Source organism: Halomonas sp. SS10-MC5, from assembly GCF_015992245.1.
GTDB classification, from domain to species: Bacteria; Pseudomonadota; Gammaproteobacteria; order Pseudomonadales; family Halomonadaceae; genus Halomonas; species Halomonas sulfidoxydans.
Genome location: NZ_CP065435.1, coordinates 2665387 through 2681419, shown reverse-complemented (window position 1 = coordinate 2681419; position 16033 = coordinate 2665387). Strand labels below are relative to the sequence as shown.

Here is a 16033-nt window from a genome sequence, read left to right as displayed (position 1 = left end):
AAAGCCGCCTTGTGACGTACTCTTAGCTCTTTGTCAGTGCTTATATGTAATGGTGGCAAGATGACTCCAGCTGATGATATGCCCTCCCTTGTTGAATCAGGTCAAATATTCCTTGATATCGAATTTGGTAACTCTGTAGGTTACTATTCGTTTAAAAACCACTCGAATAAAGCACAAGAAATCTCTGTGATTGCTTCCGATATCAGTTTCTCTCCGGAGCTTTTTGGCACCCATGTCACGATAGGTGACCGGAGGAAGCTATCAAACAATGAATTACTCCGTGCGGTAAAATTTAGCTTCTGTGAGGTGTCTAAGGTTTATGATTTAGTGTCCAGGTTTGTCGTTTATTCAAGTAATGACAGGCCGGCGAAAATTAATGACAAGGAAATAGTTCATAAAAATTCAAATATTTATTATCAGTACCCAGTAACTTCCCTAAGAGTTCCGGTGTCCGGGTCGACATGGCTAGATTTTGACTTTACATTTTCCAATGATATCGAAGGCATGCAAAGTGTATGTTACGTAAGAGATGAAAAAAGAGATGCCTTGGGGTACCGCTGGATCGTGCATCAGCGCATGATTGCTGATCCCGAAAAATCTAATTTAATCATCCGGTCATGCAATCCTCGCTATGAAGGGGTGTTGCCGTATCAATCGCTCTACCCTCGCTGGCTAAAGAAACAGCTGTTCAGGATACGTGAAAGAAAGTATCCATCCTTTCCGGTCATGGCGGTAGGAGAGGCAACAGTAGAAAAAGGGATGACATGCAGTCTTGGGGCTCGGGTCAAAGTCGTAACTTGATGGATAGGATAAAACAATATCAAGAGTCTGGTAAGCGGCTTAATGCTCATCTCGAGCGCATGCTGGATTCGGAAAAGGGCTTCCCGGACCCCCCGACCTGGGGTTATGCGTTCACGGCATTGAGTGCCGCTGTTCAAGATGACGAAAACTCGAGCGGCTCCCGACTTTTCCATACAGCCATCAAGCATCTTGAGCAGCAAGAAAAAAATAGCAGGGAGTACTCCTGGGAATTTGTCGTTTTTGCGATGCAGGCGTTGCGATGCTTGCATGGGGTCAAGCACCCCTGTGTCGAGCAGTTGACTCGCTATCGAAAGAAAGGAACCAGAATGTTCAACTGGTATCTTCTACGAGTGGTCAACAAGTACTTTGACAAGCGGCTCGCCTGGTATGATCGCGTGACTTTCAGGTTGGCGATAAATCTCTATACGACACCAGAAGGCATGATTCTTGACGAATTCAAAACTCGATCCCTGCAATACCATGCATTTTCCTTGTTTGTTCTTATACATATATACCATGAGTCAAAGGCTGAATGGCTCAAGAACATCATCATCAAGGCCGGGCAGCTTAGTGAACATCTTATGATGGCAGACGGCACAGCACTTTATCTGGGCAGAGGCCAGGAACAAATATTCGGATATGGTGCATTGGTTTACAGCCTCGAGTATATCAACCGCTGTTTGAGAGCCCTCGATCAGACGAAGCTTGAAGCCTTGGCCAAGCGAGTGCTCTCGTTCCAGAGAAGGGACGGGAGTTTTCCCTTGGTACTTCGACGGATTGAACCCGAATTAGCTGGCATCAACTTCTCTGCCGATAGGCCCCATGGTTGGTATGGGTATAATACCCTGTACGATTATCAGCCATTCCTGGCCTATTGTTTACTCAGGACAGGGCAGCTATCAGATGGCGAATAGAGATATGTTACCTGATGTGGTGCAGCTTTCGCCGAATATCACGATTACCTGGGCGACACCTTTGGGTGGCTATGGGCATGTGGCTGACGAGCAGCCTCTTCCTTATATATGCATGAATGGAAGAGAAATGACGCCACGCTTCGGTGGGGAAGAGGGGCCATGCGAAACGTCAGTCCAGACATTGCCTCTTCCTTCTGGGGTACTGCATTCGAAGCTCCCCATTAAGGATCGTATTGTCAACGTCTCCAAGCGAAGAGTCAATATATATTGGAGAAACGGTTTTCATTCTTTTGTCGATAATGTCAGATTCTGGTTCATTGAGCAACTACGCTTCAGGAAAGTTGATAATGGTTTTGTTGGCGAGTCTTCCTTGGTAAGATTTGAAAGGTTGTTTTCGGTTGATAGGACATGCTGCGAAATTGTTGTTTCCGATATTATTCAGGCCAAGCTGGATATGCTCTTCAAGGACTTTCACTACGCGCACTGTGCAGAGTTGAAAGGGCTTGAAGAAGACATAAAGATTCGCCAGGATACCAAGCCAACAAGCGAAGTCACCCTATATTCATCCACAGGAGAGGGTTGTCTACGATATACAAGCATGGATTGTTTGAACCTGCAAAAGAATCAGAAGCTGATATCCACCATTACCTATCGACTTCATAATGCTTGATAAGCTAAAAAAGGCATTCGGCTACTCCGCACTGGAATCGGTGGGGTCGCGTGGCTTTGATTTTATTACGCTATGGGTGCTACTCAATACACTGCCGACAGTTGATCTGGCCGATTTTGGCTTGGCCACCTCTGTGTTATTTATCTTTAACGTTTTGTTGGTCGTTCCTGAGACTTCCTTGTTGAAACACCAAAAGGAATGGATGACCAATGGTACACTCCCCCAATATGTCACGACATTCTACTGTTTTTCCTTGGCGAAATCCCTTTCGCTGCTGATACTGCTCGGTATCTCCTATTGGCTCTTCGGATATGACTGGCAGATCGTGGCCGTCGCCTTGGCTCTCGGTACCCAGTTGATCCAGGCCGCCGAAATAGGCCGGATTTATCTGCGGATGGAGTTGCAACAGAAGCGTGTCGCGAAAGTCGAGATCTTGACAAAAAGTCTGCTTGCCACTCTGTGCTTGGCACAGTTTGTTTATCCTGGGCTCTCTGTTTATCTTACGATTTATCTGTGCTGGACTTTTTCAGTGGCCTGTTTCTGGGCAGTGGTAATGTTGCGAGAGGGGCAGCTTGGCCCCATCGACTGGGAAACGTTTTCGCACTGCTTCAAGTCGGCATTCCTGGGGTTTTCACTGTGGCAGCACTTCAGTGGTGTCATCACCTTCTATCTCTACAATGTTGATCCCTTGTTTCTCAAGCTGAATGAGGTGGCAACCATGGAGATTGCCACTTATACGGCAGCACTTAAAGTGAGCAATCTTTTCTTTGTTGTCCCGATGTTTCTCCAATCCTTCGTGCCCGTTATCTTGGCCAATGCCGGCGAAAAGTCAGAACATGCCTATCAAAAGCTGGTGGCCTTTAATGCAGCACTATCCCTTGTCCAGCTGCTGTCTTTCGTGACTTTGGGTGCATGGCTGTCGCCATTCTTTGGTGTGACAGATGAAACGGCGAAAAATTCCTTCTATGTATATGGAAGCTTGATTTGTGTCGGGGTCTTTCTGCTCAATATGGCCAGGCCGCTCTCGACTTATTTGCTCATCAGATTGTCACCGCGTCTCCTGTTTCCACAAGTTTTCATTCCAACCTTGATGATCTCAACCATGCTCTTTGCGGTCCTGACCTGGCGGTATGGGGCCATTGGTTGTGCTGTTGCCTCGGCCGTTGCTTACGGTATCTTCGGTACGCTGCTACTCGTATGCAAGATAAGACACTCCCAAACTATTCATGATGCGGTAAGCGGATATTCAGGATCACAATGATTGATATCAGTGTTGTCATTCCGACCTATAAGCGCTCAGATTTGTTGAAGCGCCTTTTGCGGTCGATCGCGGCTCAGACTTTGAAGCCCAAGGAGGTCATCGTAGTCGATGACTGCTCCGAGATGACTGCAGAATATAAAAAAGTCATTGAAGAATACCGCGAATGCTTTCCTTCACTGTTGTTCCTTGAGCAGCCCGAAAATGGTGGGGCGCCGAAGGCCCGCAATCGTGGGATCCGGCAAGCCTCGTGTGACTGGGTAGCCCTGGTAGATGACGATGATGAATGGTTGCCTGGAAAGTTGAAAGCACAGGCGAAGATCATTCAGGATAGTAATTTTAAAAACCTTGGTCTGGTATATACATGGACAAGGGCCGATGGCGCCAATGGCATGGCATCCTATGACAGCAAGATATCGGTCAGCGGAGATGCCAGGTCATACATTGTCACGACCAACTTCATCATGTCGGCATCGGTAATCGTCAAGAAGCGGGCCATCGTAGAGGCCGGCCTGTTCGATGAAGCTTTGCCCAGCTGCCAAGACTGGGATATGTGGATCAGGATTTTCTTGAAAGGGTATGAGTGTGACGTGGCAAAAGAGATCTTGACCATTTACCATCGGCACGGGGGCGAGTCCATCGGGCTTTCGGCCCGTGCACTCGAAGGTTATCGGCTATTGCTTGAAAAACATTGGCTTCCGATCTTGAAGTATACGCAGCCGTTGAACTGGGCCAAGAAGTCGTTTCTCTATCTGAAAACAAGATTGAGCGCCGCATGAATATCTCCATCTTGACCAATATGGTGGCGCCTTATCGTGTACCGTTCTTCGATGCCTTGGCTCGGCAAGAGGGCGTCACGCGGCTTCGGGTGCTGACGTGCGTCGAGCGTGAAATCGATCGTGAGTGGAAAGTCGAGAACCGTGCTGGCTATGCAGTCCGCCAACTTTCAGGATTCACGCTGAACCTGAAGAAGGGGGCGGATGCCAGAAGGATCGTACACCTGCGTCTTGGGATATTCTGGGAGTTGATTCGTCATCGTCCGGATCGCCTGGTCATCGGTGATGCTTCCTGGACCTCGTTTCTTGCCGTCCTGTCCTGCCTGACTTTAGGCATTCGCTACGTCGTCTGGAATGAGATCACGACGACTTCGAAGGTTTCCACAGGAATCGTCAGCCGACTCCGGCAGAGGATGTACCGCCATGCTCAGTCCTGTATTGCCTCATGCCAGATGGCCAAGACGTTTCTCATAAATAATGGCGTCGACGAAGAAAGTATTAGCATTGTGAACAATGCAGTAGATAATGATTTCTTCTTAGAGAAGAAAAGGGAGTTGGAGCCCAGCAGGGTTAAAATAAGAAAAGGTCTTAATATCGATGAAGACACTTTTTGTTTTATCTATGTCGGGCAATTGATTTCTCGTAAGAGAGTAGTCGAAACGGTTGAGTTGCTCTCAAAGGTTCGCCAAGAACGAAAGATACATTTACTTGTTGCCGGTTCTGGGCCATTGGAGTCGGAAATGGCAAAGGTTGCAGAGGAAAATGGTTTCTCTGACATCAACTTCCTGGGGTTTACCGATCCTGATCGGTTATGTGAGCTATACGTAGCGTCGGATGGTTTGATACTCCTCTCAGATGATGAACCCTGGGGAATGGTCATAAATGAAATTTTGCTCTTTGGCAAGCCTTTTTTTGCAAGTGAATCTGTCGCAGCTGCTATAGAGTTAAAGAATATCAATAGTAAAAGTTCTGTTGTTGATTTTGATGGCATAAGCCCTGAGATTATTTTTGATTTTTTAAGCAATGATGACGATAAAAGCTATAGTGTAGTAAGTCCATCTGCAATGTCTAAAGAACTTTTGAACTCCTTGAAATGAATATCAGGTTAAGCTACTTAGCTGCATTCCTTTACGTTGGTGCTGTAGTAAATGATGCAGTGATTTTAGATGATATTTTATTGTTGTCTTGGTCTAAAGTGCTATTTCTATTGTCTGTATTAGCCTTTTTAGCTAGTGGGCTGACTCTTCGCAAACCTAGTAGAGTTGAGTTTTTTTGTTTTCTTTACGCTTTCAGTTTAATTTCTTTGTCGTTGTTGCTTTCTAGTGGCTCGTTTTCATCCCAGAGTCTGTCTGTTGGAATCAGCTTGGGTATTGGCTTTATTTCCTTTGTGATAGTTTATAGAAGTCACCTTGATCTTAAAGTGCTTTGCAATTGTTTTTTCTGTTGGATGATAATAAGTGTAGCTCTATCTTTTTTCCAAGCAGTTAGTGGCCATGGATACATTTCTGATAGAGTTTTCCTGTCTAACCTAGTTCCAGGTTTATATAGAGGTGCTGGTTTAATGAGTGATCCAAACTATTTTGGGTTGCTTTGTTTGCTTGCACTAGCCTTAACCTTTTCACAGACTATATCGCATAGACTTTTTGTCAGGGGGGTATTAGTAATTGGCGTTATCTTGTCTGGCTCAAGGGCATCAGCGATTGCGCTACTAATCATATTGATTTTTTCTGCGTACAATAAGTCTATGAATTTTAGGAAAATATCAATCGGAGTTTTGGTCGTATTCTTTTCTTTGCTTGTTGTGTATTACCTCCGAGACCTTCTGCCCCATGATCTTTCAAAGGTTTTTGATCCGTATTATTACTCACAGAGCAGCGATAGAAACTCTTTGAGTGATAGATTTTCAGCGGTCCAGTCTGCTTTTTCAGTGTTTATGGAAAACCCGTTCTTTGGATATGGTATCGGTAACTTCGTTAATCATCCATATAATTATCATGGGCAAGTGTCACATAACACATATACTGAGATATTGGCAGAATCAGGACTGGCTGGGATCTTGCTTTTTTTAGGCTTTTTTGCATATCTGCTTCAGCTTTTATTTTCTTCGGCCGATAAGGGTTTTGGCCAGACTAGGGGTAACTCTCTCGTCATCTTCATTTTAGTCTTTCTTGCTATGTCGATGACTCTAGTTACACATTACAGTAAAATCATGTTCTTTGTGATAACAGTTGTTTCGCTTTATCTTGGTTCGCTGAAAATAAAGGCAGGGGTATAACGATTTGGAATTTCTTTTTTTTAACCACTCTGAAGTTTTTGGTGGACAAGAAAGGTATTTGTCAAATATTACACTAGAGCTTTCTAGGCGAGGCTATTGTTCTGGGGTTATTTCTGAAAGTCCAGGTCTTAGATTCCTTGTTTCCCCTGATGAAGTAGATAAAAATCAAGTAGAGTTTGTTATTCTAAATGGTAACGCAGCACTATATAAGATAAGAAATTGGTTAGGCGGTACATGTTGTGTGATATATGTGCAACATAGTGATATCAGAGACAAGCAAGCTTCTTTTTTTCGATCAATCATAAGGAAGATATTGTTTCGTTTTTTGCTTTTGTTTGTAGATGGGGTGGTTAGAGTATGTGATTACTCCCTGCCAGATATTTATGCGCCTAGGAAAATAAAAACCATATATAATGGGGTGAGTCTTCCCGGGAGAAAGGTTGAATGCAATGATCGTTTTACAGTTGTGATATTGGGAAGTGTGAACTCAAACAAAAATCAAATTGAAGCAATTGATGTATTGAGATATGTGAGTGGCGTTTGTTTGGTTGTTGTCGGCAGTGGTCCTCTTGAGGCTGAACTAAAGGAATACGCTGAGCAGGGAGAAGTTTCAGATCGCATCACTTGGACTGGCCATGTAGACAACCCTGAGGACTATATTTCCCAAGCCCATGCGTTGCTGATGCTATCAAAATACGAAGCCTTCCCATATGCAGTGCTGGAGGCCATGAGTCTGGGGTGCCCCGTGATCAGCTATCCCGTCGGTGGTGTTCCTGAGATTCTTGAAGATGACGTGAACGGCATTCTGCTGCCTGATCGCGACTTCGACAAGTTGTGTCAAGCTGTCGTGCGTCTCAGGGATTCTCATGAAGATGTGGAGAGGCTTGGTGCAGCGGCTCGTAAAACCATTGAAGAACGTTTTACCGTGGAGCACATGACCGATCAGTTCCTGGAGTTCGTCGAGGAGATCGCTCGCAAGAAGGGGCTTATCACATGATTGCCGTCGATGCAAAGTGGATGTCGGGCTCCATGAGGGGGATGGGGCGCTTTGCCTGGCAGCTCATTCGCCCCGTTCGCGATCAGGTCATGGCGCTATCACCGGCAGGTACGAGAGTCGAGGGACTGCAGTCGGTCGAGTCGGGACGTGGTTTTTTTCCCTTGTGGGAACAGTATCACCTGCCCAGGCTCGTCCGGCAGCGTAAACCGGATATCTTGTTGTGCCCATACAACACGGGGCCGTTATGGCGAGTGAAAACGCCCACTCTCGTCGTGGTTCATGACCTGATATTCATGCGCTCATGGAAAGAACTGCCTCCTTCGCGCTCCTTTTATCAGACCCTTGGGCGTTATTATCGCCGTAGAGTCGTACCGAGAATGGTCCGCAAGGCACAGCATATCATCACGGTATCCAAGTACACTCGACGGGAACTGATAGACAAGCTGGGGGTGGCAGCGTCCAATGTCACGGTCATTCCCAATGCCATCGGCGATGAGTGGTTCCGTGAGGAGCCGCTTCCCTTGGAGAATCGCCAACCCTATTTATTCACCGTGGCCGGAGAGGCTCCCAGCAAGAATGTGCCGGCACTCATCGCTGCTTTTGCTCAGGCGAGGCAGAAGGCTCTGTTGAGCCGTGATATTACCTTGGTCATCGGGGGTATACCCTCAGCTCGTCATGACTATTATAGGCACTTGTCACGATCAGAAGGGCTTGTGGATGACGATGTCACGTTTGAAGGCTACCTTACGGTCGAGGAATTGAAGGACCGTTACCGACTAGCCCGGGGCTTTGTCTTTGCCTCACTCTTCGAGGGCTTTGGCATTCCTCCCCTCGAAGCCCTGGCATCCGGTACCCCAGTGGCCTGCAGCAATACGACCTCTCTACCGGAAGTCGTCGGGGAACATGCACGGCTGTTCGATCCATCCGATATCCAAGATATGGCTATGTCAATGGCCACGCTATGTAACGACAGTGATGCCCTGGACTTCGAGAGACGCGTTCAAGCGGGAAGAGGGCATGCCAGGGCATTTTCGGAAAGCTCGGTGGAAAAGACAATCACCCGGTTTTGGGAGCGTTTTCAGTGCTAGAAAAGCCAAAGGTCCTGGTGCTCACTCCTCGGTTCCCTTATCCCGTTGTCGGCGGGGATCGGCTAAGAATATATTTCCTGTGCAAGGAGTTGTCAAAACATTATCGACTGACTCTGTTGAGCCTTTGTGAGTCGACCGATGAAATGCAGATGGATGTGCCACAAGACGGCGTCTTCTCGCGTGTCGAAAAAGTTTATCTACCACGTTGGCGTTCTTTTTTGAATTGCTTGCGCAGCCTGCCGACTACCACTCCCCTGCAAGTGGCCTACTACCAGAGCAAGGCGTTTTCTCAGGCCGTGCGTCGACTGGTACCTGAGCATGATTTGGCGCTGGCTCACCTGATACGCTCTGGCTCTTATCTGCGTGATCAATCGCTGCCCAAGGTGCTGGAGATGACGGATGCCATTTCCATGAACTATGAGAGGGTAAGAAAAACGGCTGGTGTCACGGGTCTCAAGGCTTGGGTATACAAGGTCGAGCAGAGGCGATTGAAAGAATACGAACAGCGGATCGCGTCAGACTTTGACTTGTCCATTCTGGTATCTCAGGTCGACAAGGACTACTTGTTCCCTGTCGGGTCTCCGACTGCTGCAAGCACCCTTGTCTGCTCGAATGGTGTTGACTTGAGCCACCTTCCTTTCAGTCCGGAAACAGATGGCAAGATGGTGGTCTTCATTGGCAATATGTATTCGTTGCAGAACCTGGATGCCGCTAACTGGTTTGCCGAACAGGTAATGCCCAGGCTGGTGGGGAAGGGTAACTATGTTTTCAGAGTGATCGGCCGAATCAAGGATGCTGACCGTGCTCGACTCGAGAGGTTGCCCGGCGTCGAAGTCACGGGGGCCGTCGATGAAGTGGCGGAGCACGCCAAAGGGGCCCTTGCTGGCATTTGCTCCGTTCGCCTTGGGGCTGGCGTACAGAACAAGGTGCTGGAGTATATGGCGCTCGGCATCCCTGCCGTCGTTTCCAGTGTCGGCAGTGAAGGGCTGGAAGCCGTCCCCGGGAAGGACTTCCTGATCGCCAATTCCGTCGATGAATATGTGGATACGCTACAACTGCTGTCTGGCAATGGTGGTTTCAGATCTTCAATCGCGATCTCGGCAAGACGGTATGTAGAGCGGCAGCATGCCTGGGATCAGAAACTGGGGATCGTTAGCCAGCGGGTGGATGCATTGCTGAGCGGATGAGTGTTCTCGTCATCCTTATCAAGTTATTGCTCTTATTTTGTATGTTTATGGCCCTGGTAGTGACCTGTATCTGTGAAGCGATGCCTGCCAATCCGTCTCACTCGCGAGGCGGATTTATTTTTTTCATGCTTCCGCTATTGAATGAGGAGGTTCTGAAGTGATTACCCCTGTTATCATGGCTGGGGGCAGTGGCTCGCGGCTCTGGCCGCTGTCGCGCCAGTTGCGCCCCAAGCAGTTCCTGCCGGTCACCGGCGAAGGCAGCATGCTGCAGGAAACCCTGAGACGCCTGTCGCCCCTGGAGCACCGCGCGCCGCTGCTGATCTGCAACGAAGAACACCGCTTCCTGGTGGCCGAGCAGCTGCGCCAGCAGGGCATCACCGACGCCCGCATCCTGCTCGAGCCGGAAGGGCGCAATACCGCCCCGGCCATCGCCTTGGCGGCACTACAGGCGGTGGAAGAGGATCCCGAGGCGCTGCTGCTGGTGCTGGCGGCAGATCACCTGATCAAGGATGTCGAGGCGTTTCATGCCAGCATCCAGCATGCCCAGGCGTTGGCCGAGCAGGGTCAGCTGGTGACCTTCGGCGTGGTGCCCACCCATGCCGAGACCGGCTATGGCTATATCCAGCGCGGCGAAGGGCAGGGCGACTTCGGCTTCCGGGTCAAGCGCTTCGTCGAGAAGCCCGATGCCGCCACCGCCGAAGACTACCTGGCCACCGGTAACTACTACTGGAACAGCGGCATGTTCCTGTTCCGGGCCAGCCGCTACCTGGAGGAGCTGGAACGCTTCCAGCCGGCCATGGTCAAGGCCTGTCGCGCGGCCCTGGCCGGGGCCCGTGAGGATCTCGACTTCACGCGGCTCGACGCCGAGGCCTTCCAGGCCTGCCCGGCCGACTCCATCGACTACGCGGTGATGGAGCGCACCGCGCATGCCAGCGTGGTCCCGCTGGAAGCCGGCTGGAGCGATATCGGCTCCTGGTCGGCGCTGTGGGAGGTCAGCGAGCGCGACGCCCAAGGCAATGCCTGCCACGGTGACGTGATGCTCCACGACAGCCACAACCTGCTGGTGCATGCCGATCATCGGCTGGTGGCCACGGTGGGCGTCGAGGACCTGGTGGTGGTGGAAACCAAGGATGCGGTGCTGGTGGCCCGCCAGGATCGGGTGCAGGAGGTCAAGCAGATCGTCGAGCGCCTCAAGGCCGAAGGCCGTAGTGAGCACCACAATCACCGCGAGGTCTATCGCCCCTGGGGCGTCTACGACAGCATCGACAACGGCAGCCGCTATCAGGTCAAACGCATCACCGTGAAGCCTGGCGCCAAGCTCTCGGTGCAGATGCATCACCACCGCGCCGAGCACTGGGTGGTGGTCTCGGGCACCGCCAAGGTCAGCATCGGCGAGAAGACCCAACTCGTCAGTGAGAACGAGTCGACCTATATCCCCATCGGCCAGGTGCATGCCCTGGAGAACCCCGGCAAGATCCCGCTGGAGCTGATCGAGGTACAGTCGGGTTCCTATCTGGGCGAAGACGATATCGTGCGCTTCACCGACCGCTACGGGCGCTGCTGATCTCAATAAGGCCGCATTAGGGGAATGCCATGACGATTTTCGTAACAGGTGGCGCGGGCTATATCGGTTCGCATACCGTCGTGGAGCTGCTGGAGGCGGGCTACGAGGTGGTGGTGCTGGACAACCTCGTCAATGGGTCACGCGAGGCGCTGCAGCGGGTCGAGGCGATCACCGGCAAGGCGGTGCGTTTCGTCGAGGGCGACGTGCGCGACCGGGCGCTGCTCGATCGGCTGTTCGCCGAGCATGCCATCGAGGCGGTGATCCATTTCGCCGGCCTCAAGGCGGTGGGGGAGAGCGTCGAGCAGCCGCTGGCCTATTACGATGCCAACGTGCACGGCAGCCTGGTGCTGTGCCAGGCCATGGCCGCGGCAGGGGTCTACCGGCTGGTGTTCAGTTCCTCGGCCACCGTCTACGGCCCGGCCGCGCCGGTGCCCTATGTGGAGTGCCTGACGCGCGGGCGCACCGCCAACCCCTACGGCAGCTCCAAGGCGATGGTCGAGCAGCTGCTGGAGGATCAGTGCCGGGCCGACCCGCGCTGGTCGGTGGCGCTGCTGCGCTATTTCAATCCCATCGGCGCCCATCCATCCGGGTTGATCGGCGAAGACCCCCGGGGAACTCCCAACAACCTGATGCCGTTTATCGCCCAGGTGGCGGTGGGGCGGTTGCCGGCGCTTGCGATCTTCGGCAACGATTACCCCACCGTCGACGGCACCGGCGTGCGCGACTACCTGCACGTGGTCGATTTGGCCGCCGGGCATGTGCAGTCGCTGGCCAGCCTGGAGCGGCCCGGGGCGCATATCTACAATCTCGGCACTGGCCAGGGCGTTTCCGTGCTGCAGATGGTCGAGACCTTCGAGAGAGTCACGGGACAACAGGTACCGTATCGCTTTGTGCCGCGTCGCGACGGCGACCTGGCAGAAGTCTATGCCGATGTCGCCAAGGCGGAGCGGGAGCTGGGCTGGCGCGCCGAGCGCGGCTTGGAAGCAATGCTGTGCGATACCTGGCGCTGGCAGGAGCAGAATCCGCGAGGGTATGAGGGTAGTGGCGTCAAGAAAGCGAAAGGGGAGAAAGCTGAAACCAGATGAATTTGGCTCTATGCTTTGGCTCTCACTAAATAGTTGTATCTAAGCTCGGATCTTTGTATTAACGGCATCAGGCTGCCTCGGTCAGTGGTGGAAGAAAGCACGCCTCAACGGTTATTCCATCATCCAATACTTCTTGGTACCGCTCCCGAATGTGCCTGACGAAGTAATTATCAAGCGCTAAGCGGCTGATGCCCAGAAAATAAAACGGCCGCCGGACCTGGCTAGGCGCTGCACCCGGCTCAACGCTCGAGCCTTCGTGATAGAATCCCGTTCCTTTATTTTCCGCTTATTGATTTCGCGATAAAGGTTGTCGACCAGCTCCTGGCTCTTTTGGGCTTCCCTGTCGCTGACGCCCACGTAGAGTCCAGCGGAGTTGTCAGCAGCCCGCGCTTCCGCTGTCTCACCATGAAAGGGGGGCACCCTGAGCGAGCGGCCAACACGAGGTGGTCGTCTCTTCTATCTTCTGGGCTGCGAGGGCTACCTTGGCCTTGAAGTCACTGCTGTACTGCTGACGTTTCATACTCACGATCCGGTACACTTGGTCGGTCTGGTGAGAGTTTAGCTACTGGTCCGGAGGGCCATTTCATTCATAATGTTAAAGTTTTCATGTGTGTTCCCTGCCCCTACTGTCCTGCGCTTTTTCTGCGTGCGTCACTTCAGATAACAATAACTTAATAGCAAGGGTTTCGATCATCAAGAATAAGCCATGCGGGGTTCAGCGCTTCACAGAAAGCGCGGCCACGCCATGGCGATAATTAATGCGTAGGGAGTTTTATGGATCCATGGAGTTTCATTCCGCTCTTGGCCATGGGGCTGTCGGCCCTGGCCATTGCCGTATTGCGGCGTCCTGCTGCCGCAGTGGGGTTGGCCGACAGGCCAGGGGGGCGCAAGCAGCATCAGGGGGTGGTGCCGCTGACCGGTGGGCTTGGGGTCTTCATCGGTTTCTTGCTGGTGCAGCCTTTTCTGCCGGGTGTGCAGAGCGTATATGTGCCGCTGTTTGCCGGCATGGCGTTGCTGGTGGCCTGCGGGGTGATCGACGATGCCCGCGACATGCGCAGCACCGTCAAGCTGGGCGTGCAGCTGCTGGCCGCCGTGCTGATGGTGGTGTGGGGGGGCCAGGTGGTGACCACGCTCGGCGAGTTCCCCGTGGTGGGGGCGGTACAGCTGGGGTGGCTAGCCGTGCCGGTCACGGTGTTCGCGGTGGCGGGGCTGATCAATGCAGTGAACATGATGGATGGCATCGACGGCCTGGCGGGTGGCACGGTGCTGGTCATGCTGAGCTGGCTTGGCATCATCGCCGCGGTGCAGGGCCAGCTCTCGCTGCTGGTGGTCATCGCCTCGCTGGCGGCAGCGGTGGTGGGGTTCTTGTTCTTCAACATGCGCCACCCTTGGCGCAAGCGGGCCAGCGTGTTCATGGGCGATGCCGGCAGCATGGCGCTGGGTTTCGCCATTGCCTGGTTCGTGATCGAACTCTCACAGTATGAGCAGGCGGTGCTCGGCCCCGTTGCCTATGGCTGGATCCTGGTGATGCCTGTCATGGATACGCTGAGCCTGATGATCCGCCGCATCCGCAAGGGGCGCAGCCCCTTCGCGGCCGATCGCGAACATCTGCACCATATCTTCCTGCGCGCGGGGTTCTTGCCGGGTTCGGCGACCCTGGCGCTGATGAGCATGACGGCGGTGCTCGGGGCCGTGGGGGTGGTGGGCTCGCTGCTGGGCGTGCCCGATCTGCTGATGCTGCTGGGCCTGATCGGCGTGGCGGTGGCGCACTACGTGTTCATCCGCCACGCCTGGCGGACCAGCAAGGCCTTGCGGCGCCTGTACGCCACGCCACAGGGGCCGGCCATTCTGGTGCGCGCCCAGGCTGATGGCGTAATGCTGCGTACCCGGCCGCTGGTCGGCGGGTGGCGCCGCCGCCTGGCGCTGGCAGGGCTCTATCTGGCGCTGTTCACGCTGACGCTGAACCCCTGGTTCAGTGCGCTGGGGGCAGGCCTGGTGCTGCTCGCCACGCTCTTCGCGCTGCCGGCCTTCCTGCGCGATGCCACCCGGCTGCCGCTGTTTTGGGCCAGCCTGGCGCTGGGCGGCTATGTGCTGGTGCGAACGTTGGAGGCGGGCGGGGCCGTGCCGGTGTCGCCGGATTGGCTGCCGCTGGTGCTGATTACCGGTGTTGTCAGTATTCCCATCGGCTGGTGGCTGGCCCAGCTGCGTTTGCAGTGGCCGTGGCTCTTCACGCTGTTCCTGCTGGGCGGCATCGCCTCGTTCGTGCTGCATGCTGATTGGCCGCGCCTGGGCAGCGGCGTGCTCTCCAATCCTCACGCCTGGGGTAACCCCTCGCAGACCGGCTTTCTCGCCAGCAACGGCTTCCTGATTCTGCTGGCCATGCTGTTTTCCGGCGTGCAGCGCCTGGGGATCGGCTGGCGGCCCACCTACCAGGTGGGCGCGGCGCTGCTGATGTGCGTGCCGGTGCTGGTGGTGCTGGTAGCCAGCGGTTACGCCACGGGCTGGATTGGCGCCATGGTGGGCGTGTTCTGCTTCGCGGGGATCACGCTGATGATGGGGATCTACCGCAGCCGACAGTTCGGCCTGGTGGGCACCTTGACCCTGCTGCTGACGCTGCTGGTGGGGCTGGTGACCTGGCAGGGGTTGGTCAGCGGGAATCGCACCCTGGTGGAAGGCCTTTACCATCCTCTGCAGGCCATCGTGCTGACCCTGCAGGGTGAGGTCGCCACGGCACACGTCATTCATCCCGGCAGTACCGAACGGCTGATGCTCTGGGCGCAGGCGTGGAACGAGTGGCAGGGCAGCCTGCTGTTCGGCACCGGTAGCATGGCGCCGGGGGATGTCGGCCTGTGGCTCAAGGGTTACCAGGGTTTTCATTCGCTCTACGCCGGGATCGCCGCGGGCTTCGGCCTGGTGGGGGTGCTGGGGTTCGTGGGTGTCACGCTGATGTTGATCCGCGCCGTGGTGCTGGTGGCGGTGCACAAGATCTGGCCGGCAGCGTGGGCCATCGCGCTGCTCAACTGTGCGGCGGCCGTGGTCACCATGTTCTTTCTGGCGGTGCCGCTTCGTGACCCGGGCTCCCTGGCCCTGGTGGTGCTGCTGGTGGCGTGCGGCGCCACGGCGGCTTTCCATCAGTGCTGGATCAGCATGCGGCGTACCCAGGCGGACAAGCAGGCGTGGTTTGCCGCCACCGCCCACGGGAAGGTGAAGCCGCTGGACGAATCTGACCAACGCGAATTCGAGCCATACGTGCCACTGGAAAGCGCGGAAAGACGCTAGCGCTCCTCGGGGCAGGCGGAGGGAAGCCGCCTTCGAGGCCTACTGTTTGATGGCCCATAGCAAGATTGAGCAGCCCGACCCATGGCTGGGTTGTCTGCGTTTGAAGCTCGGCTATCGGCAGTGCATAACCTGAGAGTTG

The 16033-nt window shown here is 53.6% G+C and carries 13 protein-coding genes; all 13 read left to right on the top strand.

The window, feature by feature from the left end:
* Positions 1-60: 60 nt before the first annotated feature.
* The 13 genes from I4484_RS12485 (at position 61) to I4484_RS12425 (ending at position 15894) form a co-directional block, all read left to right on the top strand.
* Positions 61-801 carry a hypothetical protein gene (locus tag I4484_RS12485; RefSeq protein ID WP_197447614.1) on the top strand — a complete coding sequence of 247 codons (741 nt, stop codon included), beginning with the start codon at positions 61-63 and terminating at the stop codon, positions 799-801.
* A complete protein-coding gene (locus I4484_RS12480) occupies positions 765-1715 on the top strand; it encodes a hypothetical protein (RefSeq protein WP_197447613.1) in 951 nt (316 codons plus the stop codon). Before I4484_RS12485 ends, I4484_RS12480 begins: the two co-directional genes overlap by 37 nt.
* On the top strand, positions 1705-2385 hold the full coding sequence (locus I4484_RS12475; protein WP_197447612.1) for a hypothetical protein: 681 nt from the start codon (positions 1705-1707) through the stop codon (positions 2383-2385). The genes I4484_RS12480 and I4484_RS12475 overlap by 11 nt, the downstream gene beginning before the upstream one ends.
* Positions 2378-3646 carry a lipopolysaccharide biosynthesis protein gene (locus tag I4484_RS12470; protein WP_197447611.1) on the top strand — a complete coding sequence of 423 codons (1269 nt, stop codon included), beginning with the start codon at positions 2378-2380 and terminating at the stop codon, positions 3644-3646. The genes I4484_RS12475 and I4484_RS12470 overlap by 8 nt, the downstream gene beginning before the upstream one ends.
* Positions 3643-4422 carry a glycosyltransferase family A protein gene (locus I4484_RS12465; protein WP_197447610.1) on the top strand — a complete coding sequence of 260 codons (780 nt, stop codon included), beginning with the start codon at positions 3643-3645 and terminating at the stop codon, positions 4420-4422. The genes I4484_RS12470 and I4484_RS12465 overlap by 4 nt, the downstream gene beginning before the upstream one ends.
* Positions 4419-5516: a glycosyltransferase gene (locus I4484_RS12460; protein ID WP_197447609.1), complete on the top strand. Its 1098-nt coding sequence runs from the start codon at positions 4419-4421 to the stop codon at positions 5514-5516. The genes I4484_RS12465 and I4484_RS12460 overlap by 4 nt, the downstream gene beginning before the upstream one ends.
* Positions 5513-6694, top strand: coding sequence for an O-antigen ligase (locus I4484_RS12455; protein ID WP_197447608.1), 1182 nt, complete (start codon positions 5513-5515; stop codon positions 6692-6694). Before I4484_RS12460 ends, I4484_RS12455 begins: the two co-directional genes overlap by 4 nt.
* A gap of 4 nt (positions 6695-6698) precedes the next feature.
* A complete protein-coding gene (locus I4484_RS12450; protein ID WP_197447607.1) occupies positions 6699-7691 on the top strand; it encodes a glycosyltransferase family 4 protein in 993 nt (330 codons plus the stop codon).
* Positions 7688-8779 (top strand): glycosyltransferase family 1 protein, encoded by a 1092-nt coding sequence (locus tag I4484_RS12445; RefSeq protein ID WP_197447606.1) that lies wholly within the window; start codon positions 7688-7690, stop codon positions 8777-8779. The genes I4484_RS12450 and I4484_RS12445 overlap by 4 nt, the downstream gene beginning before the upstream one ends.
* A gap of 149 nt (positions 8780-8928) precedes the next feature.
* Entirely contained in the window at positions 8929-9966 is a 1038-nt protein-coding gene (locus I4484_RS12440; protein ID WP_197447605.1) for a glycosyltransferase family 4 protein, read from the top strand.
* Positions 9967-10123: 157 nt separating this feature from the next.
* A complete protein-coding gene (locus tag I4484_RS12435) occupies positions 10124-11530 on the top strand; it encodes a mannose-1-phosphate guanylyltransferase/mannose-6-phosphate isomerase (protein WP_302925199.1) in 1407 nt (468 codons plus the stop codon).
* 29 nt (positions 11531-11559) lie between these two features.
* Entirely contained in the window at positions 11560-12615 is a 1056-nt protein-coding gene (gene galE, locus I4484_RS12430) for a UDP-glucose 4-epimerase GalE (protein WP_197447604.1), read from the top strand.
* A gap of 774 nt (positions 12616-13389) precedes the next feature.
* Complete coding sequence (locus tag I4484_RS12425; protein WP_197447603.1) at positions 13390-15894, top strand: MraY family glycosyltransferase; 2505 nt, start codon at positions 13390-13392, stop codon at positions 15892-15894.
* The last annotated feature ends 139 nt before the right edge of the window (positions 15895-16033 follow it).